The 20,783-nt window shown below is 70.3% G+C and carries 24 protein-coding genes and 1 tRNA gene; 16 read left to right on the top strand and 9 right to left on the bottom strand.

The annotated features are described in order from the left end of the window. Positions 1–83 precede the first annotated feature (83 nt). The 3 genes from WBK31_RS32475 (at position 84) to WBK31_RS32465 (ending at position 2,322) form a co-directional block, all read left to right on the top strand. Entirely contained in the window at positions 84–734 is a 651-nt protein-coding gene (locus WBK31_RS32475; RefSeq protein WP_364063051.1) for a hypothetical protein, read from the top strand. Beyond that, positions 727–1,740, top strand: a complete 1,014-nt coding sequence (locus tag WBK31_RS32470; protein WP_406673637.1) for a methyltransferase — start codon at positions 727–729, stop codon at positions 1,738–1,740. The genes WBK31_RS32475 and WBK31_RS32470 overlap by 8 nt, the downstream gene beginning before the upstream one ends. Before the next feature lie 78 nt (positions 1,741–1,818). Beyond that, complete coding sequence (locus tag WBK31_RS32465; RefSeq protein WP_364063057.1) at positions 1,819–2,322, top strand: O-acetyl-ADP-ribose deacetylase; 504 nt, start codon at positions 1,819–1,821, stop codon at positions 2,320–2,322. 36 nt (positions 2,323–2,358) lie between these two features. On the opposite strand, the gene WBK31_RS32460 is transcribed toward WBK31_RS32465, so the two are convergent. Together WBK31_RS32460 and WBK31_RS32455 are read right to left on the bottom strand one after the other, a co-directional pair. Then, positions 2,359–3,159 carry a class I SAM-dependent methyltransferase gene (locus WBK31_RS32460; protein WP_378786067.1) on the bottom strand — a complete coding sequence of 267 codons (801 nt, stop codon included), beginning with the start codon at positions 3,157–3,159 and terminating at the stop codon, positions 2,359–2,361. Continuing rightward, entirely contained in the window at positions 3,152–3,895 is a 744-nt protein-coding gene (locus WBK31_RS32455) for an SDR family NAD(P)-dependent oxidoreductase (protein ID WP_364063063.1), read from the bottom strand. The genes WBK31_RS32460 and WBK31_RS32455 overlap by 8 nt, the downstream gene beginning before the upstream one ends. A 153-nt stretch (positions 3,896–4,048) precedes the next feature. On the opposite strand from WBK31_RS32455, the gene mshA reads away from it, so the two are divergent. Genes mshA through WBK31_RS32440 form a run of 3 tightly spaced genes read left to right on the top strand, consistent with a single transcriptional unit; the run spans position 4,049 to position 6,590 of the window. Next, the gene (mshA, locus tag WBK31_RS32450; protein ID WP_378790169.1) at positions 4,049–5,290 is read left to right on the top strand and encodes a D-inositol-3-phosphate glycosyltransferase; all 1,242 of its coding nucleotides are present in this window, start codon (positions 4,049–4,051) and stop codon (positions 5,288–5,290) included. Positions 5,291–5,338: 48 nt separating this feature from the next. Then, complete coding sequence (locus WBK31_RS32445) at positions 5,339–5,836, top strand: YbjN domain-containing protein (RefSeq protein WP_364063069.1); 498 nt, start codon at positions 5,339–5,341, stop codon at positions 5,834–5,836. Between the two features lie 10 nt (positions 5,837–5,846). Further along, positions 5,847–6,590, top strand: coding sequence for a phosphoglyceromutase (locus WBK31_RS32440; RefSeq protein ID WP_406673636.1), 744 nt, complete (start codon positions 5,847–5,849; stop codon positions 6,588–6,590). Between the two features lie 63 nt (positions 6,591–6,653). On the opposite strand, the gene phoU is transcribed toward WBK31_RS32440, so the two are convergent. After that, the gene (gene phoU / locus WBK31_RS32435) at positions 6,654–7,298 is read right to left on the bottom strand and encodes a phosphate signaling complex protein PhoU (RefSeq protein WP_364063075.1); all 645 of its coding nucleotides are present in this window, start codon (positions 7,296–7,298) and stop codon (positions 6,654–6,656) included. A 133-nt stretch (positions 7,299–7,431) separates the two neighbouring features. On the opposite strand from phoU, the gene WBK31_RS32430 reads away from it, so the two are divergent. Both WBK31_RS32430 and WBK31_RS32425 read left to right on the top strand, forming a co-directional pair. Further along, on the top strand, positions 7,432–8,601 hold the full coding sequence (locus WBK31_RS32430) for a sensor histidine kinase (protein ID WP_378790170.1): 1,170 nt from the start codon (positions 7,432–7,434) through the stop codon (positions 8,599–8,601). Between the two features lie 64 nt (positions 8,602–8,665). Then, positions 8,666–9,358 (top strand): response regulator transcription factor, encoded by a 693-nt coding sequence (locus tag WBK31_RS32425; RefSeq protein WP_364063081.1) that lies wholly within the window; start codon positions 8,666–8,668, stop codon positions 9,356–9,358. 105 nt (positions 9,359–9,463) lie between these two features. Here the strand turns inward: WBK31_RS32425 and WBK31_RS32420 are convergent, their stop codons facing one another. Continuing rightward, positions 9,464–10,051 carry a copper chaperone PCu(A)C gene (locus WBK31_RS32420; protein ID WP_364063084.1) on the bottom strand — a complete coding sequence of 196 codons (588 nt, stop codon included), beginning with the start codon at positions 10,049–10,051 and terminating at the stop codon, positions 9,464–9,466. Between the two features lie 251 nt (positions 10,052–10,302). Between WBK31_RS32420 and WBK31_RS32415 the strand changes: the two genes are divergently transcribed. The 4 genes from WBK31_RS32415 (at position 10,303) to WBK31_RS32400 (ending at position 12,412) form a co-directional block, all read left to right on the top strand. After that, positions 10,303–10,785 (top strand): CarD family transcriptional regulator, encoded by a 483-nt coding sequence (locus WBK31_RS32415; RefSeq protein ID WP_020544658.1) that lies wholly within the window; start codon positions 10,303–10,305, stop codon positions 10,783–10,785. Between the two features lie 17 nt (positions 10,786–10,802). Then, a complete protein-coding gene (gene ispF, locus WBK31_RS32410) occupies positions 10,803–11,276 on the top strand; it encodes a 2-C-methyl-D-erythritol 2,4-cyclodiphosphate synthase (protein WP_364063087.1) in 474 nt (157 codons plus the stop codon). 475 nt (positions 11,277–11,751) lie between these two features. Next, positions 11,752–12,039: a GlsB/YeaQ/YmgE family stress response membrane protein gene (locus WBK31_RS32405; RefSeq protein WP_364063090.1), complete on the top strand. Its 288-nt coding sequence runs from the start codon at positions 11,752–11,754 to the stop codon at positions 12,037–12,039. A gap of 97 nt (positions 12,040–12,136) precedes the next feature. Continuing rightward, positions 12,137–12,412, top strand: a complete 276-nt coding sequence (locus WBK31_RS32400) for a GlsB/YeaQ/YmgE family stress response membrane protein (protein ID WP_364063093.1) — start codon at positions 12,137–12,139, stop codon at positions 12,410–12,412. A 144-nt stretch (positions 12,413–12,556) separates the two neighbouring features. Here WBK31_RS32400 and WBK31_RS32395 read toward each other — a convergent pair whose 3' ends face one another. Next, complete coding sequence (locus WBK31_RS32395; RefSeq protein ID WP_406673635.1) at positions 12,557–13,978, bottom strand: hypothetical protein; 1,422 nt, start codon at positions 13,976–13,978, stop codon at positions 12,557–12,559. 54 nt (positions 13,979–14,032) lie between these two features. Between WBK31_RS32395 and WBK31_RS32390 the strand changes: the two genes are divergently transcribed. From WBK31_RS32390 to WBK31_RS32375, 4 genes are all read left to right on the top strand, one after another. Beyond that, positions 14,033–14,419, top strand: coding sequence for a PPOX class F420-dependent oxidoreductase (locus tag WBK31_RS32390; protein WP_378786071.1), 387 nt, complete (start codon positions 14,033–14,035; stop codon positions 14,417–14,419). Between the two features lie 43 nt (positions 14,420–14,462). Further along, positions 14,463–15,854, top strand: a complete 1,392-nt coding sequence (gene cysS / locus WBK31_RS32385; RefSeq protein WP_364063099.1) for a cysteine--tRNA ligase — start codon at positions 14,463–14,465, stop codon at positions 15,852–15,854. 173 nt (positions 15,855–16,027) lie between these two features. Further along, the gene (gene rlmB, locus WBK31_RS32380; RefSeq protein ID WP_364063102.1) at positions 16,028–16,993 is read left to right on the top strand and encodes a 23S rRNA (guanosine(2251)-2'-O)-methyltransferase RlmB; all 966 of its coding nucleotides are present in this window, start codon (positions 16,028–16,030) and stop codon (positions 16,991–16,993) included. Between the two features lie 20 nt (positions 16,994–17,013). Then, positions 17,014–17,086: transfer RNA gene (locus WBK31_RS32375), tRNA-Thr, on the top strand. 758 nt (positions 17,087–17,844) lie between these two features. Here WBK31_RS32375 and xerC read toward each other — a convergent pair. The 4 genes from xerC to WBK31_RS32355 are packed head-to-tail and all read right to left on the bottom strand — an operon-like array spanning position 17,845 to position 20,672. Then, positions 17,845–19,125 (bottom strand): tyrosine recombinase XerC, encoded by a 1,281-nt coding sequence (xerC, locus tag WBK31_RS32370; RefSeq protein WP_406673634.1) that lies wholly within the window; start codon positions 19,123–19,125, stop codon positions 17,845–17,847. Continuing rightward, the gene (locus WBK31_RS32365; RefSeq protein ID WP_393199953.1) at positions 19,125–19,307 is read right to left on the bottom strand and encodes a helix-turn-helix transcriptional regulator; all 183 of its coding nucleotides are present in this window, start codon (positions 19,305–19,307) and stop codon (positions 19,125–19,127) included. Before WBK31_RS32365 ends, xerC begins: the two co-directional genes overlap by 1 nt. Beyond that, complete coding sequence (locus tag WBK31_RS32360; RefSeq protein WP_406675546.1) at positions 19,297–20,460, bottom strand: replication initiator; 1,164 nt, start codon at positions 20,458–20,460, stop codon at positions 19,297–19,299. Before WBK31_RS32360 ends, WBK31_RS32365 begins: the two co-directional genes overlap by 11 nt. Beyond that, positions 20,385–20,672 (bottom strand): hypothetical protein, encoded by a 288-nt coding sequence (locus tag WBK31_RS32355; protein ID WP_406673633.1) that lies wholly within the window; start codon positions 20,670–20,672, stop codon positions 20,385–20,387. The genes WBK31_RS32360 and WBK31_RS32355 overlap by 76 nt, the downstream gene beginning before the upstream one ends. Between the last annotated feature and the right edge of the window lie 111 nt (positions 20,673–20,783).

Raw genomic sequence — 20,783 nt, 5'->3', positions numbered from 1 at the left:
TGTCGAGCTGGCATCCGGGGCTTGAGACTCCCTAACGTTGCTTCGGTGTCACCATCCGTAATCGACAAGAGAGTGCGCCGAGCGTGGACCTGGTAGACGAGCGGCGGCTCGACCAGCTCATGTGGCGGCTGCAGACGTGGGCGGTCTTCGCCCGCGAGCCGGGCGTCACCCCCTCCATGCAGGCCGCGCTCGAGCGGCACTGCCGGATCGACCACGCCGCGATCCTGCTGTTCCCCAGCACGATCGACGATTTGCGCGCGTCACTGCGGGCGCGCGGCTTCGAGATCCTGCGCACCTGCCCCAGCACCGTCGTGCGGCGGCGGCTGGCCGAGCGCTACGACCTCGACCTGCCCATCGCCATCGTCTACGCCGTCCGCGCCGCGGGCGGCCCCGCGCTGGAGGTGTTCGTCCCCGAACCCGGCCCGGGGCTCGCGCGCGTCGCGGCCCGCGAACGCGAGCGCAACGAGGAGACGCACCTCGCGCTCGAAGTGCTCGCACCCGACGAGATCGTGGTGCGCGGCCTCGGCAGGCTGCTCACCTCGGTGCTCGGGTTCGCACCAGACGGCGGCGGGTTCAACCCGTACGAGGACGAGGCCAGGGGCGGCCGCACCGTGCTGTACTTCAGCCGGCCGACCGCCTGGCCCGGCCGGGTCGAGCTGGCCTGCGCCGGCCACTATCCCCACGTCCTGCGCTCACACCTGGCGCGCACGCCTGAGCTGGTGGCCGATGGCTGACGACGGGGCGCAGCGCGCGGTGCTGAGCAGGCTCACCGGCGCCTGGCTCACCCAGGCGGTGGCCGCGATGGCCGAGCTGGGCGTGGCCGACCGCCTGTACGAGCGGCGGCTGACCTGCGGCGAGCTGGCCCGCGAGTGCGGCGTGCACGCGGGCGCGCTCTACCGGCTGCTGCGCCTGCTGGAGAGCCACGACCTGGTCGAGCAGGGCATGGGCGGCGCGTACGCGCTGACGCCCACCGGCGCGCTGCTGTCGCGCCGCCACCCCGAATCGCTGGCCGACCTCGCGCTGTTCTACGCGGGCCCGTTCTACGCCTCGTGGGGCGCGCTCGCGTACGCGGTGCGAACCGGCAGGCCGGGCTTCGAGCACGTCCACGGCAAGCCGTTCTTCGACCACACCGCCGAGCACCCCGACATGGGTGCGGCCTTCGACCGGGCCATGGCCTGCGGCACGTCGTTCTTCACGCAGGTGCCGCAGGTCTACGACTTCACCCGGCACCGCCACGTGGTGGACGTCGGCGGCGGCCGCGGCGCGCTGCTGGCCGCCGTCCTGTCCCAGGTCGAGGGGCTGCGCGGCACGCTGTTCGACAGCCAGGGGGCGGTCGAGCGCGGCCGCGCCGCCCTCACCGAGGCCGGCCTGGCCGAACGCTGCGACTTCGTGGCGGGCGACTTCTTCGAGAACGTGCCGCCCGGCGGCGACATCTACCTGCTCTCGCGGATCCTGCACGACTGGGACGACGAGCCCGCCGCGCGCGTGCTGGCCGGCTGCCGCAGGGCCGTGCCCGACGGCGGGCGGCTGCTGGTGATCGAGCGGCTCGTCCCCGACCGGCCGCACGACGCGCCCGGCGCGCTCGCCATCGCGTGGGACGTGCACATGCTGGTCAACAACGGCGCGGGCCGCGAGCGTACCCGCGCCGAGTACGAGCACCTGCTCGCCGGCGCCGGGTTCACGCTGGAGGACGTGCGGGCGCTGCCGCTCGACGTCAACGTGCTCGTGGCGCGCGGCTGATTCGGCAGGCGCGGGTTCGGCGGGCGCGGGTTCGGCAGGTCCGGATTCGGCAGGCGCGGATTTGGCAGGCTCGGTGCCATGGAACTCACGCTGATCCGAGGCGACATCACCGAGCAGCAGGTGGACGCGATCGTCAACGCCGCCAACTCCTCGCTCATGGGCGGCGGCGGCGTGGACGGCGCGATCCACCGCAGGGGCGGCCCCGAGATCCTCCAGGAGTGCAGGAGGCTCAGGGCCGGACAGTACGGCGGGGGCCTGCCGACCGGCCGGGCCGTGGCCACCACGGCCGGCCGGCTGCCCGCGCGCTGGGTCATCCACACCGTCGGGCCCGTCTACTCGCGCTCTGAGGACCGTTCCGAGCTGCTGGCCTCCTGCCACGTCGAGTCGCTGCGGGTGGCCGACGAGCTGGGGGCGGCGTCGGTGGCCTTCCCCGCGATCTCGACCGGCCTGTACGGCTGGCCGGTCGACGACGCCGCCCGCATCGCGCTCGACGCGGTGCGGGCGGCGGACACGTCGGTGCGCGAGGTGCGGTTCGTGCTGTTCGACGCCGCCGCGTACGCCGCCTTCGAGGCGTGCCTCTAGCGGGTCACGGCGCCCTGCGGGATCTTCCGTCGCCGCTCAGCGGGGGGCGACCGCTGACCACGGCAGGGTCAGCTCGCCGAGTCGCCAGCGGGCGACGCCGCCCAGCGGCGGGTGCGCGGGCACCGGCCAGGTGCGCGACAGCTCGCCGATGGCCGCGAGCCAGCGCTGCCGCCGCCCGTGCGCACCGTAGGGCGCGCTGACCGCCCACGCCCGGTCGAAGTCGCTGAGGAACGCGTGGATCCGCTCGCCGGGGACGTTGCGGTGGATGAGCGTCTTGGGCAGCCGGTCGGCCAGGTCGGACGGCCGTTCGAAGTCCGCGAAACGGGCGGAGAACGTGACGGTCTGCGGGCCCTGCGCGGTCAGTCCCACCCAGACCGCCCGCCGCCCGTTCTCCGACGAGGTGCCCTCCACGAGCACGCCGTCCGGCGCGAGACGACCGCGCAGCACGTCCCAGTAGTGCCACGCCTCGTCCTCGGCGTATTGCCGTAGCACGTTGAAGGCGCGTACGAGCGTGGGCGGGCGCGGCACCGGCAGCTCGAACCCGCCGAGCCGGAAGCTCAGGCCCTCCCGCTCGTACGGCCGGGCCAGCGCCACTCGCTCCGGGTCGATCTCGATGCCCATCACCTCGACGCCCGGCGCCACCCGGCGCAGCCGGGTGAACAGCTCGAGCGTCGTGGTGTGGGAGGCGCCGTAGCCGAGGTCCACCACCAGGGGCCGCTCGGCCGCCCGCAGCAGCCGGCCGTGCACGGCGGCGATCCAGCGGTCCCCGCGCCGCAGCCGGTTGTGGCCCGTCGTGCCCCGGGTGATCGTGCCGACCGGCTTGGCCGGTCTAGCCACTGACGCGGTGGACCTTGTGCTGCGCGGCCTGGGCGCGCGGGCGGATGACCAGGCGGTCGATGTTGACGTGGGCGGGGCGGGTGACGCACCAGGCGATGGCGTCGGCCACGTCGTCGGAGGTCAGCGGGTCGGGCACGCCTTCGTAGACGCGGGCGGCGGCCGCCTCGTCGCCGCGGAACCTGGTGACCGCGAAGCCCTCGGTCTTGACCATGCCGGGTGCGATCTCGACGATCCGCACCGGCTGACCGACCAGCTCAAGGCGCAGGGTCTCGGCCATGGTGCGCTGGGCGTGCTTGGCCGCGACGTAACCGCCGCCGCCCTCGTACGCGACGTGCCCGGCCGTCGAGGTGAGCAGCACCAGCACGCCGTCGCCGGATTCGATGAGTTTGGGGATCAGCGCCTGGGTCATGCGCAGGGTGCCGAGCACGTTCACGTCGTACATCCGCTGCCAGTCGTCGAGCCTGGCCTCGGCGACCGGCTCGAGTCCGAGCGCCCCGCCCGCGTTGTTGACGAGCACGTCGCAGCGCTCAAGCCCGGCGACCAGCTCGTCCACCGACTCCTGCGAGGTCACGTCCAGCGTCACCGGCCTGATCGCGGGCACGTCCGCGGCCAGCTTCTCCAGCCGGTCGCGGCGCCGTGCGCCCGCCACCACGTCGTAACCCTCGGCGGCGAGCCGGCGCGCGGTCGCCTCACCGATGCCGCTGCTCGCACCGGTCACCACAGCTGTTCTGCGCATGCCCTCCATCCTGCCAGGAGCCGGGAGGCACGACTTTGTACCCCCGCATATGACCATCTGTCGGGAATGTCAGAAATGTTGGGACAGTTGTATTTCGTCTGGAGGTGGTGTCGAGTGAGGCGACGACGGGTCAGGCGGGTCGCGACCATCAGCATGCACACGTCGCCGCTGGACCAGCCCGGCACGGGCGACGCCGGCGGGATGAACGTCTACATCGTCGAATCCGCCAAGCGCCTGGCCCGCCTCGGCGTCGAGGTCGAGATCTTCACCCGCGCCACCGCCCGCGACCTGCCTCCCGTCGCCGAGATCGCGCCCGGCGTCCTCGTCCGCCACCTCACCGCGGGCCCGTACGAGGAGATGGACCGCGCCGACCTGCCCGGCCAGCTCTGCGCCTTCCTGTCCGAGGTGCTGCGCACCGAGGCCATGTACGACGCCGGCCGCTACGACGTCATCCACTCCCACTACTGGCTGTCCGGCCAGGTCGGCTGGCTGGCCAAGGAGCGCTGGGGCGTGCCGCTCGTGCACACCATGCACACCATGGCCAAGGTCAAGAACCTCTTGCTCGCCCGCGGCGACAAGCCGGAGCCCGCCGCGCGCGTCATCGGCGAGCAGCAGGTCGTGGACGTCGCCGACCGCCTGGTGGCCAACACCGGCGACGAGGCCGACGAGCTGATCGGCCTGTACGGCGCCGACCCCGGCCGGGTCGCCGTCGTGAGCCCAGGCGTCAACCTCAGCGTCTTCAGGCCCGCCTCCCAGGGCGCCGCCCGCCGCCGGCTCGGCCTGCCGCAGGACGCCCACGTGCTGCTGTTCGTCGGCCGCATCCAGCCGCTCAAGGCCCCCGACGTGCTGCTGCGCGCCGCCTCCAGGATGCTCATCGACGAGCCCGCGCTGCGCGAGCGGCTGGTGGTCGCGTGCGTCGGCGGCCCGTCGGGCAACGGCCTGGCCCGTCCGTCGTTCCTCACCGACCTGGCCGCCGAGCTGGGCATCGCCGACGTCGTACGCCTCGTGCCGCCCGCTCCCCAGGAGGAGCTCGCCGACTGGTACCGGGCGGCCACGGTCACCGTCGTGCCGTCGTACAGCGAGTCGTTCGGGCTGGTCGCGCTGGAGTCGCAGGCGTGCGGCACCCCGGTGGCCGCCGCGGCCGTCGGCGGGCTGCGCACGGCCGTCCGCGACGGCGTCTCCGGCCTGCTCGTGAACGGCCACGACCCCGCCGACTGGGCCCTGGCGCTGCGCCGCCTGCTCGCCGCGCCGCGCCGCCGCGCCCGGCTCGCGGCGGGAGCCCGCGAGCACGCCGCCGCCTTCGGCTGGCAGGCCACCGCCGCCCGCCTCATGGAGGTCTACGCCGGCGCCGTCGCCCATCTGCACAAGGTGCCGGTCGCGCTGCCGAACGCCTGACCGTACGTTGTTCTAGTACCGTCCATGGTCCCTTCTAGGGTGGTAGGCATGCGCGAAGTCGTCGAAGCGGCGCTGAAGGCCGCGGAGGTCACCTACGAGGAGCCGCGGCCGGGGGCGTTCCTCGCCAAGCTGCCCGGACAGCACAAGCTCGCCACCATGACCTGGCTCATCGTCGGCGAGCAGGTGCTGCACGTCGAGGCGTTCTTCTGCCGCCGGCCGGACGAGAACCACGCCGAGTTCTACCGCTGGCTGCTCGGCAAGAACGGCTCCATGTACGGCGTGCACTTCTCCCTCGACCCCGTGGGCGACGTCTACCTGGTCGGCAGGATCCCGCTGGCCGCCGTCACGGAGGAGGAGGTGGACCGGTTGCTCGGCTGCGTGCTGACGTACTCGGACGAGTGGTTCGACCGGGCGCTGGAGCTCGGCTTCGCCTCCTCGATCAGGCGCGAGTGGGAGTGGCGGGCCAAGCGCGGCGAGTCACTGGCCAACCTGCGGGCGTTCGCGCGCTTCGCGGACCCCGAACGCCGCCCGGCGGGCGAACCATAGGATTGGCCGCATGGCGACTTTGGTGCTGCTGAGGCATGGCGAGAGTGACTGGAACGCGAAGGGCCTGTTCACCGGCTGGGTGGACGTCAGCCTGTCCGCCAACGGCGAGGAGGAGGCCCGTCGCGGCGGCAAGCTGCTCCAGGAGGCCGGGCTGCGCCCGGACGTCGTCCACACGAGCCTTCTGACCAGGGCCATCCAGACGGCCCACCTCGCGCTGTCGAAGGCCGGCCTGCTGTGGCTGCCGGTCAAGCGGAGCTGGCGGCTCAACGAGCGCCACTACGGCGCGCTCCAGGGCAAGAACAAGGCGCAGACTCGTGAGGAGTTCGGCGACGAGCAGTTCATGCTGTGGCGGCGCTCCTACGACGTGCCCCCGCCGCCCATCGCGGACGACGACGAGTACTCCCAGGCCGGCGACCCCCGCTACGCCCTGCTGCCGCCGGAGCTCATGCCCCGCACGGAGTGCCTGAAGGATGTCGTCGGCCGCATGCTGCCGTACTGGTACGACGAGATCGTCCCCGACCTCGCGGCCGGCCGCACCGTGCTGGTCGCCGCCCACGGCAACTCGCTGCGCGCGCTGGTCAAGCACCTCGACGGCATCGGCGACGACGAGATCGCCGGGCTCAACATCCCGACCGGCATCCCCCTGGTCTACGAGCTCGACGCCGACTTCCGCCCGACCGTCAAGGGCGGCCGCTACCTCGACCCCGAGGCCGCCAAGGCCGCCATCGAGGCCGTCGCCAACCAGGGCCGCTGACCTCACACGTGCGCAAGGGGTGCGGGAGTCCCGCACCCCTTGCGCGTCGTGCCGCCACTACCGTCAGTTCGGTCGCGAACCCGTGACCAGGTAGACGACGGCCTGCGCCACACGCACCGCGTGATCGGCGTACCGCTCGTAGTAGCGGCCCACCAGCGTGATGTCGATCGCCGGCTCCACCCCGTGCGCCCAGTCCTTGGCCAGGATGTCCCTGAACAGCTTGCGGTGCAGCCGGTCCATCGCGTCGTCGTCGGCGTCCAGCTCCATGGCCGATTCGGCATCGCGCGACGCCACGCAGCTGCCCGCCTTGGTGACCAGGTTCTCGGCGACCTGCCCCATCTCCAGGATCGTCGAGCGCAGCTCCGGCGGGATGGCCGACTCGGGGTGCCGCAGCCGCGCCACCTTGGCCACGTGCACGGCGAGGTCGCCCATGCGTTCGAGGTCGGTGCCCATGCGCAGCGCCGTGATGACCATGCGCAGGTCCACCGCGACCGGCTGCTGCCTGGCCATCAGCTCGAAGATCGACGCCTCCAGGTCCGCGAAGGTCGCGTTCACCTCCTCGTCACGGGAGATCACGCTCTCGGCGAGCTGCAGGTCGGCGTCGAGGAGGGCCGTCGTGGCGCGGGAGATGGCCGAGCGAGTCAGCCGGGTCATCTCCACCAGCTTGTCGGTCAGCGAGTCGAGTTCTTCGTGGTACGCGTCGCGCATGCCGTCACCGTACGTGCGGGTCGATGAACGAACTCCGACCGCAGAGTGAACTTTCCGGGAAAGGGGTGTTCATCCACGGATGAGGGGGTCTGTCCCTGGGGAAGCGCCACCTACCATCGGAGACATGAGTGAGATGGCCATGAGCTTCGCGGCCCTGGCCGGGTTCGTGGTGGGCGCGCTGGCGGTGCTGTTCTACCGCCATCAGATCGAGGCCCCCAGCCGCACGACCCCCGACGGCGTGGCGACCGGCACGGCGCTGCCGCAGGGCGTGGCGTCCGTGCTGGCCGTGCTGCCCTCGTCGGCCGTGGTGCTCGACGCCCACGACCGGGTGCTGCGGGCCAGCTCGGCGGCGCGCGCGTTCGGGCTGGTCAAGGGCGACCGGCTGATGGCCGCCGAGCTGCTCGCCCTGGCCCGCCAGGTACGCCGCGACGGCGAGATCCGCGAGAGCGAGATCGACGTCGCCGGGCACAAGTTCGGCCAGGAGACCACCAGCTTCGCCGTACGCGTGGCGCCGCTCGGCACCTACGGCCAGGTGCTGGTGCTGGCCGAGGACCAGACCGAGCGGCGCAGGGTCGAGGCCGTGCGCCGCGACTTCGTCGCCAACGTCAGCCACGAGCTGAAGACCCCGGTCGGGGCGCTGAGCCTGCTGGCCGAGACCATCCAGGACGCCGCCGACGACCCCGAGGCGGTCAGCCGCTTCGCCGGGCGCATGCAGCACGAGACCGCCCGGCTCAACTACCTCATCCAGGACCTGATCACGCTCAGCAGGATCCAGGGCGCCGAGCCCATCCCCACGCCCGGCCAGGTCTCCATCGACGAGGCCGTCAGCGACGCCATCGACCACTGCAACACCAAGGCCGTCGCCAAGGACATCACGCTGGTCTCCGGCGGCACCGAGGGCCTGCGCGTCTGGGGCGACGCCGAGCTGCTCGTCACCGCCCTGCGCAACCTGATCGACAACGCCATCGTCTACAGCCCCGAGCACACGCGGGTCGTGGTCAGCGTGCGGCCCGCGGGCGACTCCGTCGAGATCAGCGTCAGCGACCAGGGCATCGGCATCCCCGAAGACGCCTTGGAACGCATCTTCGAGCGCTTCTTCCGCGTCGACGCCGCCCGCTCGCGCGCCACCGGCGGCACCGGGCTCGGCCTGGCCATCGTCAAGCACGTCGCCGCCGCACACGCCGGCGAGGTGTCCGTCTGGAGCAAGGAAGGCTCCGGCTCCACCTTCACCCTCCGCCTGCCCGCCTTCGGCGGCCAGGCGGTGGCAGTACCACCTTCGATCCCCATGGAGGCAGCCTCGTGACCGAGCGAAGCGAAACCACCGTCGGACGCGCCTGCCGCGTCATGAGGCGTACAGGAGCATGCGCATGACCCGCGTACTCGTCGTGGAGGATGAGGAGTCGTTCTCCGACGCCCTGTCCTACATGCTGCGCAAGGAGGGCTTCGAGGTGTCGGTCGCCGCGACCGGCCCCGAGGCGCTCGACACCTTCGACCGCAACGGCGCCGATCTGGTGCTGCTCGACCTGATGCTGCCGGGGCTGCCCGGCACCGAGGTGTGCAGGTCGCTGCGGCAGCGTTCCAAGGTCCCCGTCATCATGCTGACCGCCAAGGACAGCGAGATCGACAAGGTCGTGGGCCTGGAGCTCGGCGCCGACGACTACGTCACCAAGCCGTTCTCGTCCCGCGAGCTGGTCGCCCGCATCCGCGCCGTGCTGCGCCGCCGGGGCGACACCTCCGACGAGATGGAGAGCGCCGTGCTGGCCGTCGGGCCCGTGCGCATGGACGTGGACCGCCACGTCGTCGCCGTCCGGGGCGAGCCCGTGCAGCTGCCGCTGAAGGAGTTCGAGCTGCTCGAGGTGCTGCTGCGCAACGCCGGGCGGGTGCTCACCAGAGGCCAGCTCATCGATCGCGTCTGGGGCGCCGACTACGTGGGCGACACCAAGACGCTCGACGTCCACGTCAAGCGCCTGCGGGCCAAGATCGAGTCCGATCCGTCCAACCCGCGCTGCATCCTCACCGTGCGCGGGCTCGGCTACAAGTTCGACGCCGTGGAGGAATGACAGACCCCGGTACCCGTCCTCCGGTACCGGGGTCTTCTCATGCCCTCTGGGCGATCTCCGACGGTCTTCAGAGCCTTCGGGAGCCCTTCCAGCGGGCCTCCCTCCTTAGTGCTCCTCCTCGGCCTCACCGGTGGGGCTCGGCGTCGGCGTGGGCGTCGCCGCCGGGGTCGCGCCCGGCGCCGGCGGGTACGTCGCGAACTCGCGGCTACGCGTCACCACGGGGACGTTCAGGGAGATGGTGCCGGCGTTGGCGAACTGGAGGTCCAGCTTGACCGTCTCGCCGCCCCTGAGGCTCTTGGGGATCGCCTCGAGCATCAGCTGAGGGTTCGGCTTGCCGGTGTTGACGAGCTGGTTGCTCGGCAGCTGGATGGGGGTGGCGACCTTCACCTGACCCATGTCCCCGGCGTTGACCGCCTGGAGCGTGTCGGGGGTGCCCGACGTGTTCAGGATGTTCAGGTAGATCGGAGCGGAGCCGCGCCACGGGAGCTGGGCTCCCGAGTCGGGGCCGAGGATGAACGCCTGCGGGATGTGAATGCCGCTCTTCGAGCCGTAACGACCGTTCTCGATCAACACCTGTGCCTCGTTGGGCGCGTACGGCTTGTTGGTGGTGGCGTCGAATCCTGCCCCGCAGCCCGCCAGCACGGGGGCTGCCAAGAACGCGGCGGCTACGACAATCCAGCGACGGCTGGTCACGGGCGGGTTCTCCTTGGTTCAGCGCAGGTGTCGCGCGTGCGTGTTGTGCAGCGCCCACCATATCCACCCCAATGCAAGGTCATATCCACACCCCTGCAGGTCATTCGCTATGTCCGGAAATGCGATTCATAGAGTTGAGCGCTTGTCAAGCCCCAATATGCGGCCTTGACCTGCAGTTATGAGGATTTCACTGTTCCGGGAGGCTGTGGATGCGTGGTACCCTGGAGTACAGCGGAAGGGGTACTTGTCACATGACTTTCCAGGTCGGCGACACTGTCGTCTACCCCCACCATGGGGCTGCTCGGATCGAAGCAATCACGACGCGATCCATCAAGGGTGAGGAAAAGACCTACCTGGTGCTCAAGGTCGACAAGGGCGACCTTACCGTCCAGGTGCCAGCTGAAAACGCAGAACTCGTCGGTGTGCGCGATGTTGTCGGTCAGGAAGGCCTTGAACGGGTTTTCGATGTCCTTCGCATGCCGCACACTGAAGAGCCGACCAACTGGTCCCGTCGCTACAAGGCCAACCTTGAGAAGCTCGCTTCCGGCGATGTGAACAAGGTCGCCGAGGTGGTTCGGGACCTGTGGCGGAGAGACCGCGAGCGTGGTCTGTCCGCCGGCGAGAAGCGCATGCTCGCCAAGGCGCGCCAGATCCTGGTCAGTGAGCTGGCCCTGGCCGAGAAGACCAATGAGGACAAGGCAGAGGCCCTTCTCGACGAGGTACTCAACTCCTGAACACGAATCTTCCACGGGTGGGCGTCGGAGTCGACGTCCACCCGTTCGCATCACCTGACTCCGGGCGCGAGCTCAACCTCGCGGGCCTGCACTGGCCGGGCGAGCTCGGCCTCGATGGCCACTCCGACGGCGACGCCGCCGCCCACGCGGCCTGCGACGCCCTGCTGTCGGCGGCCGGGCTCGGCGACCTCGGCGGGCTGTTCGGCACCGCCGACCCGCGTTGGTCGGGCGCCTCGGGCGCGGCTCTGCTGGAGGAGACCGCGCGCCAGGTGCGCGCCGCGGGCTTCGAGATCGGCAACGTGGCCGTCCAGGTGATCGGCAACCGGCCGAAGCTCGCGCCGCGCAGGGCCGAGGCCGAGAAGGCGCTCAGCGCCGCTCTGGGGGCGCCTGTGAGCGTCTCCGCCACCACCACCGACGGCCTCGGGCTGACGGGGCGTGGCGAGGGCGTGGCGGCCGTCGCGACCGCGCTGGTGGTCGCCGTTTCCGCGTGAGCCCGGCGCCGGCCTGCTTCCGAGCGCTGTCCTGGCAGGTGTGCGCACGATCGGGTGTGGTCCTGGCCGGCGCGTGCGGGGACGGCCTGTGGCGTCAACGGCGCGGTCGCCCCCAGCGGCCGACGCAGCCTGGCCGGTGTGCAGGGGGAGGGGCTATGGCCGCAGACGGCGTCGCGGCCTTCGTGTGGCTCGCCGGTGTGCCAGGGGGTGATGGCAGCCGCCGGAGTCGTCGCTGATGGGCGATTCCGAGACGTTTCGTGGTGGCTCGCCGTCAACCCATGCCGTGTCCCGTGCGTCCTTATTGCGGGATACGTGAGGGTGTCCTGGCGGGTCGTCGCCAGCCCGCCGAAAAAGCGGAGGCGGCGGTTCGTCACTGGCGCGGTACGGACCGCCGCCTTCCCCTCAGGGGGTAGTTCGCCTGTTCAGGGGGTATGTGTCCCGCCAAGACATGTGAACGTCTTCGGGGGAGCTCCACATGATCGGCGCGATAATCAGCGCAGTAGTCATCGGCGCCATCGTCGGTGCGCTGGCCAGACTGCTGGTGCCCGGCAGGCAGAACATGTCCATCGGCCTGACCCTCATCGTCGGCATCGTGGCCGCCCTGATCGGCACTCTGATCGCCCAGGCGTTCGGCTGGGCCGACACCAGAGGCATCGACTGGATCGAACACATCCTGCAGCTCGTCCTGGCCGTGGTCGGAGTTCTCCTCGTGACCAAGTTCGGCATGGGGCGTAGCGGTCGAAGTGGTCGAACAACCACCTGACCTGCACTTTCGTAAAGACGGCGCATAATCGCCGTAGATCGGGTAGCGACCAACCCGTGAGAGTGAACCGCTCACCCTCACGGGGAGGTTTCATACCATGACCATCGAATCCATCCTCGGCGCCATCGTCATCGGCGCTGTGATCGGCGCCATCGGTCGCCTCCTGCTTCCCGGCAGGCAGGCCATCGGGTGGATCCTCACCATCGTCGTCGGCATCGTCGCCGCCCTCGTGGGCACGCTGCTCGCGCAGGTGCTGGGCGTGGAGACCACACCGGGCATCGACTGGATCGAACTGGTGATGCAGGTCGTGCTCGCGATGGTCGGTGTGGGCCTGGTCGCCGGCCTGCGACGCGGCAGCGGCCGAAGCATCTGACCCTGCGCCGTGCGTACCGGCTCGCTCAGCGGCTGAGCCTTGCGTACCGGCGGGAGAAGGCGTGAGAAGGGCCCGCCAGGGATCGCTCCCGGGCGGGCCCTCTTCGCGCTCTCATCGATTCGGCCGGCTGGTCCCGCCGCGCTGTCAGTCCTCGGGCGGGCGTGGGGTGCTGCGGAGGCGTTCGGCTGGGGCGGGGGAGCCGTCGAGGACCACGCGGTGCGGGGCGGTGTCCTCCAGCTCCGCGCGGCGACGCTCCTCCTCGTCGGCCAGCTCGGGGCCGTGGTCGGGGTCCGGGCTCCGGCCGGGAGCGTCGTCCGCGACCACCGGGTGAGGCTGGGTGTCGGCGTCCCGGCCGGTCGACTCGCGCGAAGGGCGCGGGTGGACGAGGACGTCGGTCGGCCTGACACGGTCGCCCCAGCGGACCGGCCGGGTCCGCGGCTCCTCCGCGGGCTCGCTCCGCGCTTCTTCACGCGTCTGGCTTGGCACCGCACTCCGTGCTTCTTCTCGCGCCTCGCTCTGCACCGCCTCGCGTGCTTCGCTCCGGGCCTCCTCGCGCGCCTGGGCCGGCGTCGCCTCCCACGCTTCCTCGTGAGCCTCGGTCCGGGGCTCCTCGCGGGCTTCGCCGTGGGCGTCGTCGGGCGTGTCGCCGACGTCCTCGCGGGCCTGGCTCCACGTCTCCCGGCGGGGCTCGTCCCGTACGTCCTCACGTGTCGCGTCGGCGTCCTCGTGCGCCTGGCCGTGCGCGGCCTCGCGGGCCGCCGCGCGTACGTTGCGGGTCGGCTCGTCGTCCGCCTCGTGACCCGCGTTCTCGGCCACCTCGTGGCGCGTCTCTTCGCGCGCCGCCGCAGACGGCTGCGGTGCGGGCTCCGGGTCCGGGCTGGGCGCCCGTACGGGACGGGTCTCGGGCTCGGGCCGGGGCGCCGGGGCGCCGCCGTCCTGGGCCGGCCACTCGGTCACGCGTTCCGACACCGGCGGGGTCTTGGAGGGAGCGGTCGGGTCGGTCGCCGGCTCGGGGCGCGGCTCGGGCGCGGGTGCTTCGGCGGCGGGCTCAGGCGCGGACGGCTCGGTGTCCGGCGGAGACGTACGGGAGCCCTGGAAGGGCACCAGGTCCTGCTGCTCCTCGTCCCCCTTGTACGCCGTCGCCCGGTGCGCCTGCACGTGCTTGATCAGCAGCAGCCACAGCCACAGCGCCACCGCCAGCATCACCCACGGGGCCAGCGCCACGCCGATGGCGGTCTGCCGGATGTCGAAGGTGACGCGCACCGCCGTGGCCACGTCGGCCGCGGCGGCCGCCGCGATCAGCAGGATCAGCACGAACGCCGCCTGCACGCGTACCAGCATCCTGGCCGAGCGCAGCAGCAGGACGCCCACCAGCGCGACCACCAGCAGCGCGTCGAAGGCGGCCGGATAGAGGAAGGCGAGGTCCTGCCTGGCCTCACCGGTGACGGCGAGCGCGCGCAGATCGTCGAAGGAGAGCGCGCACGCGGCCCCGGTCAGTGCGGCGACGGCGAGCCCGGCCAGGGCGAGGCCCAGGCGGCGGAGCAGAGAGGGGGGAGTCACGTCCATGGCGTCTTCGAGACTACAGAAGAATGGCGATCACGACCGATCACGGGAGAACACATGGCAAAGATGTCGGAAGAAGCGCGCAAACTCCTGGACGCGCCGAATTATGCGACGGTGACCAGTCTGAACCCTGACGGGGGGCCGCACTCGTCCGTGGTCTGGGTGCGTACGGACGGCGACGACGTGCTCTTCTCGACCGTGAAGGGCCGCGTCAAGGCGCGCAACTTCGAGCGGGACCCGCGCGTCAGCCTCCTGGTCATCGACCCGGACAACCCCTACCGGTACGTCGAGGTGCGCGGCCGGGCGACGCTGACGCCGGACCCCGAGGGCGCGCTGATCCAGGAGCTGTCGCAGAAGTACCAAGGACGCCCATGGGAGGACAAGCCGGGCACCGAACGGCTCATCGTCCGAATTTCTCCTGACCGGGTGTACGTACGGGGCTGATTTCTCGGCGTGACGACGCCGCCGAGGCGTTAGCCTTGCCTTCGTGAGCCTGCACATCTACGACACCAGCACGCGCACCATCCGTGAATTCGTTCCGGTCGAAGCCGGCCGGGCGTCCATTTACCTGTGTGGGGCCACCGTGCAGGCTCCTCCGCATATCGGGCACATCCGCTCGGGCGTCAATTTCGACGTGCTGCGGCGGTGGCTGATGCGTTCGGGGTACGAGGTGACGTTCTGCCGCAACGTCACCGACATCGACGACAAGATCATCAGGGTGGCCGCCGAGGAGGGCGTGCCCTGGTTCGTCGTGGCCGAGCGCAACCATCGGGCCTTCACCTGGGCGTACGAGACGCTCGGGTGCCTGCCGCCGACCGTCGAGCCGCGCGCCACCGGCCACGTGCCGGAGATGATCCAGCTCATGGAGCGGCTCATCGAGCGCGGTCACGCCTACGCCTCCGGCGGCGACGTCTACTTCGACGTACGCTCCTACGCCGACCGCTACGGCTCGCTGTCCAACCAGAAGCTGGAGAACATGCGGGAGGCGGGCGACACCGACGACGACTCGTGCAAGCGCGACCCGCGCGACTTCGCGCTGTGGAAGGGCGCCAAGCCCGGCGAGCCCACCTGGCCCACCCCGTGGGGTCCCGGCCGGCCGGGCTGGCACCTGGAGTGCTCGGCGATGGCGACGAAGTACCTGGGGCCGACGTTCGACATCCACGGCGGCGGCATCGACCTGGTCTTCCCGCACCACGAGAACGAGATCGCGCAGTCCCAGGCGGCCGGCGACGGGTTCGCCCGCTACTGGATGCACAACGGCCTGCTCAAGATCGGCACCGAGAAGATGAGCAAGTCGCTCGGCAACTCGCTGCTGATCCCCGAGATGGTGCAGAAGGTGCGTCCGGTCGAGCTGCGCTACTACCTCGCGGCGCCGCACTACCGTTCCTCGATCGAATACTCCGAGGAGGCGCTGCTCGAGGCGGCGGCGGCGTACCAGCGGATCGAGGGGTTCGTGACACGGGCCGCCGAGGTGATCCACGACGTGGACGCCGACGCGCCGCTGCCGCAGGCGTTCGTCGACGCGCTCAACGACGACCTCGGCACGCCGCAGGCGCTCGCGGTCGTGCACGAGGTGGTGCGCGAGGGCAACGTGGCGCTGTCGCGCGGCGACAAGGAGGCCGTGGCGCGGCTGCTCGCCGAGACCCAGAACATGCTCGACGTGCTCGGCCTCGACCCGCGTTCGCCGCAGTGGCGGGGCACCGGCTCCGACCTGACGCCGGTCGTGGACGCGCTGGTCGCGGTGGCGCTGGAGCAGCGCCAGGCGGCGCGCAAGCGCAAGGACTACGAGGCGGCCGACGCGATAAGGGACAGTCTCGCGGCGGCGGGCATCACCGTCGAGGACACCCCGCACGGGCCGCGCTGGGAGCTGCGCCGGTAGTCATCGATGGTCAGGCCGCCTCGGTCGTGGCGTCCAGGGCGGCCGCCGGCCATGTGAACAGCGCGGGGCCCCTCTCGTGCGGGCCTCGTGTGGGCCTCGTGTGGGCCTCGTGCGGGCCTCGTGCGGGCCTCGTGTGGGCTGAGGAGGGCGGCGGCCCGAGTACCCTTGAACGCATGGCAGCAGGCGGTAGGGCATCGGGCAAGCCCGCGAAGAAGAAGGGCCCGGCCAAGGGCACCGGTGGGCAGGGCCGCCGTGCGCTTCGAGGCAAGGGCGCGACGCCGCCTGCCGAGATGCGGCACTGGTACAAGGAGAAGGCGCGCGCCGAGCGCATCGCGCGGGAGGAGCGCACGGGCGTCCGTCGCGCCACCCCGGCGCGGCCGCAGCGGCGTTCCGAGGACGCGCCCGAGTACATCGGCGGGCGCAACCCGGTCCTGGAGGCGCTGCAGGCCGGGGTGCCGTGCAGCGCGCTCTACGTGGCCCAGCGCATCGACAACGACGACCGCGTACGCGACTCCATCAAGATCGCGGCCGAGCGCGGCATCGCGCTGCTCGAGACCACCCGCGACAAGCTCGACCGCCTGACCGAAGGCGGCGTGCACCAGGGCATCGCCCTGCAGATCCCCGCCTACGACTACGCGCACCCGTCCGAGCTCATCGAGATCGCTCAAGACGCCGCCGAGGTGCCGCTGATCGTCGCCCTCGACTCCGTCACCGACCCGCGCAACCTGGGCGCCATCGCCCGTTCGGCCACCGCGTTCGGCTCCCACGGCCTGCTCATCCCGTCCCGCCGCTCCGCCGGCGTGACGAGCGGCGCGTGGAAGACGTCCGCGGGCACGCTCGCCAACCTGCGCGTCGCCCGCGCCTCCAACCTCACCGCCGCCCTGCGCGAATACCGCGAGGCCGGCCTCTTCATCGTTGGCCTCGACGGCAGCGGTTCGACGGACATCGAAGACGTCGAGCTGCTGACCGAGCCGCTGGTCATCGTCGTAGGCTCGGAGGGCAAGGGGCTGTCGCGGCTCGTCCGCGAGCAGTGCGACGTGCTCGCGCGCATCCCGATGCGCGCCGCCGCCGAATCCCTCAACGCGGGAGTGGCGGCGGGAGTGGCGCTGTACGAGGCCGCTCGTCACAGGCGGCGGTAGCGTCTACACTGGTAGGCCGTGCCGACGTAGCTCAATCGGCAGAGCATCTGTCTTGTAAACAGAAGGTTTGGGGTTCGATTCCCCACGTCGGCTCGCAGCTAGAAGGCCCCTTCCGGGACTCGGGAAGGGGCCTTTGTCATGTCGTACAGCAGCGTTGTACAGCAACGGCCTCGGCGCATCCCTGACAGCCTCTAGACCCGCTGCGGCTGGAGAAAGCGAACAGTCCTTAGGGGCGGATGTGGATCCCGAATTGTGATCTGAGGAACGTTCTCCCTTCGCTCGTGGGAGCCGGAAGCTCATGATCAGGGGCAGTCGCTGGGCGGGTCGAAGACGACTCGTCGGGACTCTTCCCACCAGCGTGGGACGGTGGAGGGCCTCCAGTAATTGCGCCCCCTCCACTTGAGGTCTGCTTTCGGAAAGGCCTTGCGGGAGACCATGCTCGTCAGGCTGTTGGGCTTGATGTGCAAGTCGGCTGCCACCTGCTCGGTAGTAAGCCAGCCGCCTTCCTCGGACAGAGGGGGACGTTCAACGAGCACGCTCGGGTCGATGGCACGGCGCCTGACGGTGCGGCGCTGGTAGATCGTGTGGCCACAGTTCGGGCACTGGATTGGCATCTCACAGATCTTCTGCTTGCTTCTGCACGGCGCTTTGCCCTGTCGTGGATGTTCCATCTCCCGCGTTGTCAAGAGAGGAAGGGCATCCCAACTGTGCAGGCCAGGACCTGTTTCCTAGCAAAAGGCCAATAGGTGCATGATAGACAGTTGGGATGGCATGTCGAGCGTTGCTGTCGCTCAACAGACACGAAGCGTGGCCTCTCGTAGTCATGAGAGGCCACACTGTCCCGGAGCGGCTCAGCCGTCGAGGCTTTGATTGAGCTTGTAGAGGGCCTTTCGGGTTTCCGGGCTTGCGATCTGGGTGTAAACGTTCATGGTCACGCTGATCTGTGAGTGCCTGAGGATGCGCATCGCCACGCGCGGATGGACGTCGAGTGCTGCCAGGAGCGAGGCGCAGGTGTGGCGGGTGTCGTGGACGCGGATGCGCGGGACACCGGCGTTCTTGCAGTGCGCTTCGAAGGCGCGGTTGAAGTTCCGTGGTTCGATGGGCGTGCCGTATCTCGTGGTGAAGACCAGGCCCGAGTCCTTCCACCTGTCGCCGGCCTTCTCTCGTGCCTGATCCTGTACTTCCCTGCGCTGTTTCAGAGCTGAGATGCACAGGCCCAGGAGAGGGAGGGAAGTTGGCGAGTCATCGATCTTGACTTTGTCACGGTGGAGGAGTTGCCCGCCGACCCTGGTGAGTTGGCGGGCGATGTGGATCTCCTCACCCTCCAGGTCCACGCAGTCCCAGGCCAGGCCGAGGACCTCACCACGGCGCAGGCCTAGGACGAGGATGAGCACGTATGCGGCGTACAGCGGGTCGTCCCGGACGTGCTCAAGGAATCGACGGGCCTCGTCCACGCTCCAGACGATCTGGAGCCGCTTCTTCTTGGTCTTGGTAGTGCTGGGCAGGGTGGTTAGGGCAGCGACGTTCTTCGAAATCAGTTCCTCGCGGATGGCGTGGCTGAGAGCGGCTCGGAGGGTACGGCGAATGCCGATGATGGTGTACCGGGCCGGGTAGCTCTGGCAGCACTTCCCAATGGCGCAGCACCGGCGCTTGCCCTCCGGACGCTTGTGATCCTTCTTCTGGTCGCAGCAGGTGCAAAGGGTGGGCAGGGTGTTGAGCCAGGCTTGCACGTCGCGGACGGTCAGTTTGTCGAGTCGCTTCTTCCCCAAACCGGGGATCAGGTAGAGCCGGACCAGCGGCTCATACGCGACGTACGTGGTCGGCTCACGGTTGGGCTCGACGACCTCGGTGAGCCAGCGTCGGAGGAACGCACCCACGGTCTCGTGCTTGGTGGCCACGGGTCCCTTGCGTGCCTGTTCGTGGAGCTTGAGCCATTTCTCGTGGGTCTCTTCGCGGGTCTTGCCGTACGTCCACTTGCGGGTCCGCTTCCCCTCCGGGGTGGTGACCCAGACGTAGCCTGCCCAGCCGTTCTTGTACGGGAAGATCGAGCCTTCGTTGTTGGCGCGGGTCCGGCGGCTTCTGCGTGGACGGCGGGGCTCGTCTGCGGAGGCTGAGATGGTCTTGGTGGGCATCAGACGGCCTCCTCGCAGAGTCGGGTCACGTAGTCGTTCAGGGCAGTGGCGGGGATGCGGCGGCAGCGGGTGCCGACGACGATGGAGCGGAGCTCGCCGGAGCGGATGAGGTTGTAGAGCGTCCAGCGGCTGACCTTCAGGGCGGCCATGGCTTGCGGGACGGTGAGCAGCTCAGAGGTCATGGGCGCCTCCGAGGCGAGTGCCGGTGAGGGCGGCGGTCAGGAGTTGGTCGCCGGGTGGGTGGCCCTTGCCGGCGTAGTGCCATTCGGCGATGACGAGGACGGTGTCGTCGTCGAACAGCGGGAGGCGGCCGGTGGTGATGTCTTCGGTGCGGGCGTGGTGTTCGCGGTCGGCGCGGATGTCGCCGAGGGTGGTGGAGTAGTGGCGGGAGCGGGTGGAGAAGTGGCCGCGGAAGCCGAGCATGTGGGCCCAGTCGGCGAGGCGGAGGTCTGCCAGGGCCGGCTCTTTGCTTAGCTGCAGGCAGGTGGTGATGAGGCGGCGGGCGTGGGCGCGGAGGTTGTACGTCTCCAGGTTGTCGAGCGGGTTGATGCGGTGGTCCAGGGTGCCGACGCATTCGGCGGCCTTGGTGGCGTACTTGGCGATGTAGCCGGCCACGGTCTGGTCGGTGAGGTCGCCGTTCATGGTGATGGGGCGGATGTCGAGTTGGTCGCCCCAGCGCAGGGTGCGTTCGGGGTGGTCGGCATAGGCCGGAACCTTCGCGGTGACGGCCTTCGCGGCGTGGTTGATCGCTTCCGTTAGGGCTTCTTGCGTGGCCCAGGGTGGTGGGGGTGCTGTGGGGCCGCCGGGACCGTCCAGGCGGATGACGGCGTGGAAGTGGACGACGCCGCGTCGCTGGTATTCGGCGACCTTGGCGAAGGAGAGGGTCAGGTGGTGGCGCAGGTCCTTCAGGGGTAGGCCGCCTTGTTTGGCCAGGTGGCGGCGTACGGAGTCGGCGAAGCGCTTCCACAGCAGCGGGGCCAGGGCGTTGAACAGGACGGTGCCGGTGTAGTCGTAGCAGTCGGGGCACAGTGGTTCGCCGAGGCGGGGATCGTTCTTGCTGTGGCGGGCGGTGCAGGACATCACCATGCCGTGCGGGCAGGTCCGTGCGTTGCGGCGTGGGTGGCAGGGCTGGGGCTTGCCGTTCCTCTCGTGGTGGGTGTGGACTGCGCCGAAGCTGGGTGCGGTCAGGGTGATGAACAGGGTTGGGTGGGTGGCGACCGTTTCCGGGACGCCTTTGCCGCCGACCAGGCCGGCGCGGATCAGGTGGTAGGTGTCGGCTCTGTACGTCTCGGCGCAGGTGGGGCAGCGGGAGGCGCGGCGGGTTTTGCAGGGGATGCGGAGGACGCCGTCTGGCTCGTGCTTGGTGGTGTAGCGGTGCAGAGCCGGCCTGTGGCGCGGTCGTAGTGGTCGATCTTGCCGCGTAGGTGGATGGGCTGGCGGCAGCCGCCGGTGGCGCGGATCTGGCCGGCCCAGCGGTCGTAGTCGGGGCTGTTCAGGCGGGCGATCATGCCCGCTTTGGCGTGCGCGGTGGCGTGGGTTGTGGGCAAGATGGAGTCCTCCTTTCGCTCGTACGGGTGAAGGGACGGCCCTCGACCTGGCAGGCGTCTTGGCGGATGTGCGGCCAGGCCGAGGGCGCTGCGCTTTTCAGGCGCCGTGGT

It is taken from the genome of Nonomuraea sp. N2-4H (genome assembly GCF_045291505.1).
Taxonomy (GTDB): domain Bacteria; phylum Actinomycetota; class Actinomycetes; order Streptosporangiales; family Streptosporangiaceae; genus Nonomuraea; species Nonomuraea fastidiosa.
The sequence above is the reverse complement of the archived record's forward strand: the minus strand, read 5'-3'. Positions and strand labels throughout refer to the sequence as shown.

What these genes read in the sequence shown, in the direction of transcription:
- WBK31_RS32405 (WP_364063090.1), top strand. Translation starts at nt 11,752, where the DNA reads ATGATCGGCGCGATAATCAGCGCAGTAGTCATCGGCGCCATCGTCGGT.
- WBK31_RS32465 (WP_364063057.1), top strand. Translation starts at nt 1,819, where the DNA reads ATGGAACTCACGCTGATCCGAGGCGACATCACCGAGCAGCAGGTGGAC.
- WBK31_RS32415 (WP_020544658.1), top strand. Translation starts at nt 10,303, where the DNA reads ATGACTTTCCAGGTCGGCGACACTGTCGTCTACCCCCACCATGGGGCT.
- phoU (WP_364063075.1), bottom strand. Translation starts at nt 7,298, where the DNA reads ATGCGCGACGCGTACCACGAAGAACTCGACTCGCTGACCGACAAGCTG.
- WBK31_RS32365 (WP_393199953.1), bottom strand. Translation starts at nt 19,307, where the DNA reads ATGACCTCTGAGCTGCTCACCGTCCCGCAAGCCATGGCCGCCCTGAAG.
- WBK31_RS32440 (WP_406673636.1), top strand. Translation starts at nt 5,847, where the DNA reads ATGGCGACTTTGGTGCTGCTGAGGCATGGCGAGAGTGACTGGAACGCG.
- rlmB (WP_364063102.1), top strand. Translation starts at nt 16,028, where the DNA reads ATGGCAGCAGGCGGTAGGGCATCGGGCAAGCCCGCGAAGAAGAAGGGC.
- WBK31_RS32390 (WP_378786071.1), top strand. Translation starts at nt 14,033, where the DNA reads ATGGCAAAGATGTCGGAAGAAGCGCGCAAACTCCTGGACGCGCCGAAT.
- WBK31_RS32445 (WP_364063069.1), top strand. Translation starts at nt 5,339, where the DNA reads ATGCGCGAAGTCGTCGAAGCGGCGCTGAAGGCCGCGGAGGTCACCTAC.
- WBK31_RS32400 (WP_364063093.1), top strand. Translation starts at nt 12,137, where the DNA reads ATGACCATCGAATCCATCCTCGGCGCCATCGTCATCGGCGCTGTGATC.
- xerC (WP_406673634.1), bottom strand. Translation starts at nt 19,125, where the DNA reads ATGCCCACCAAGACCATCTCAGCCTCCGCAGACGAGCCCCGCCGTCCA.
- WBK31_RS32395 (WP_406673635.1), bottom strand. Translation starts at nt 13,978, where the DNA reads ATGGACGTGACTCCCCCCTCTCTGCTCCGCCGCCTGGGCCTCGCCCTG.
- WBK31_RS32470 (WP_406673637.1), top strand. Translation starts at nt 727, where the DNA reads ATGGCTGACGACGGGGCGCAGCGCGCGGTGCTGAGCAGGCTCACCGGC.
- WBK31_RS32455 (WP_364063063.1), bottom strand. Translation starts at nt 3,895, where the DNA reads ATGCGCAGAACAGCTGTGGTGACCGGTGCGAGCAGCGGCATCGGTGAG.
- WBK31_RS32430 (WP_378790170.1), top strand. Translation starts at nt 7,432, where the DNA reads ATGGCCATGAGCTTCGCGGCCCTGGCCGGGTTCGTGGTGGGCGCGCTG.
- WBK31_RS32425 (WP_364063081.1), top strand. Translation starts at nt 8,666, where the DNA reads ATGACCCGCGTACTCGTCGTGGAGGATGAGGAGTCGTTCTCCGACGCC.
- mshA (WP_378790169.1), top strand. Translation starts at nt 4,049, where the DNA reads ATGCACACGTCGCCGCTGGACCAGCCCGGCACGGGCGACGCCGGCGGG.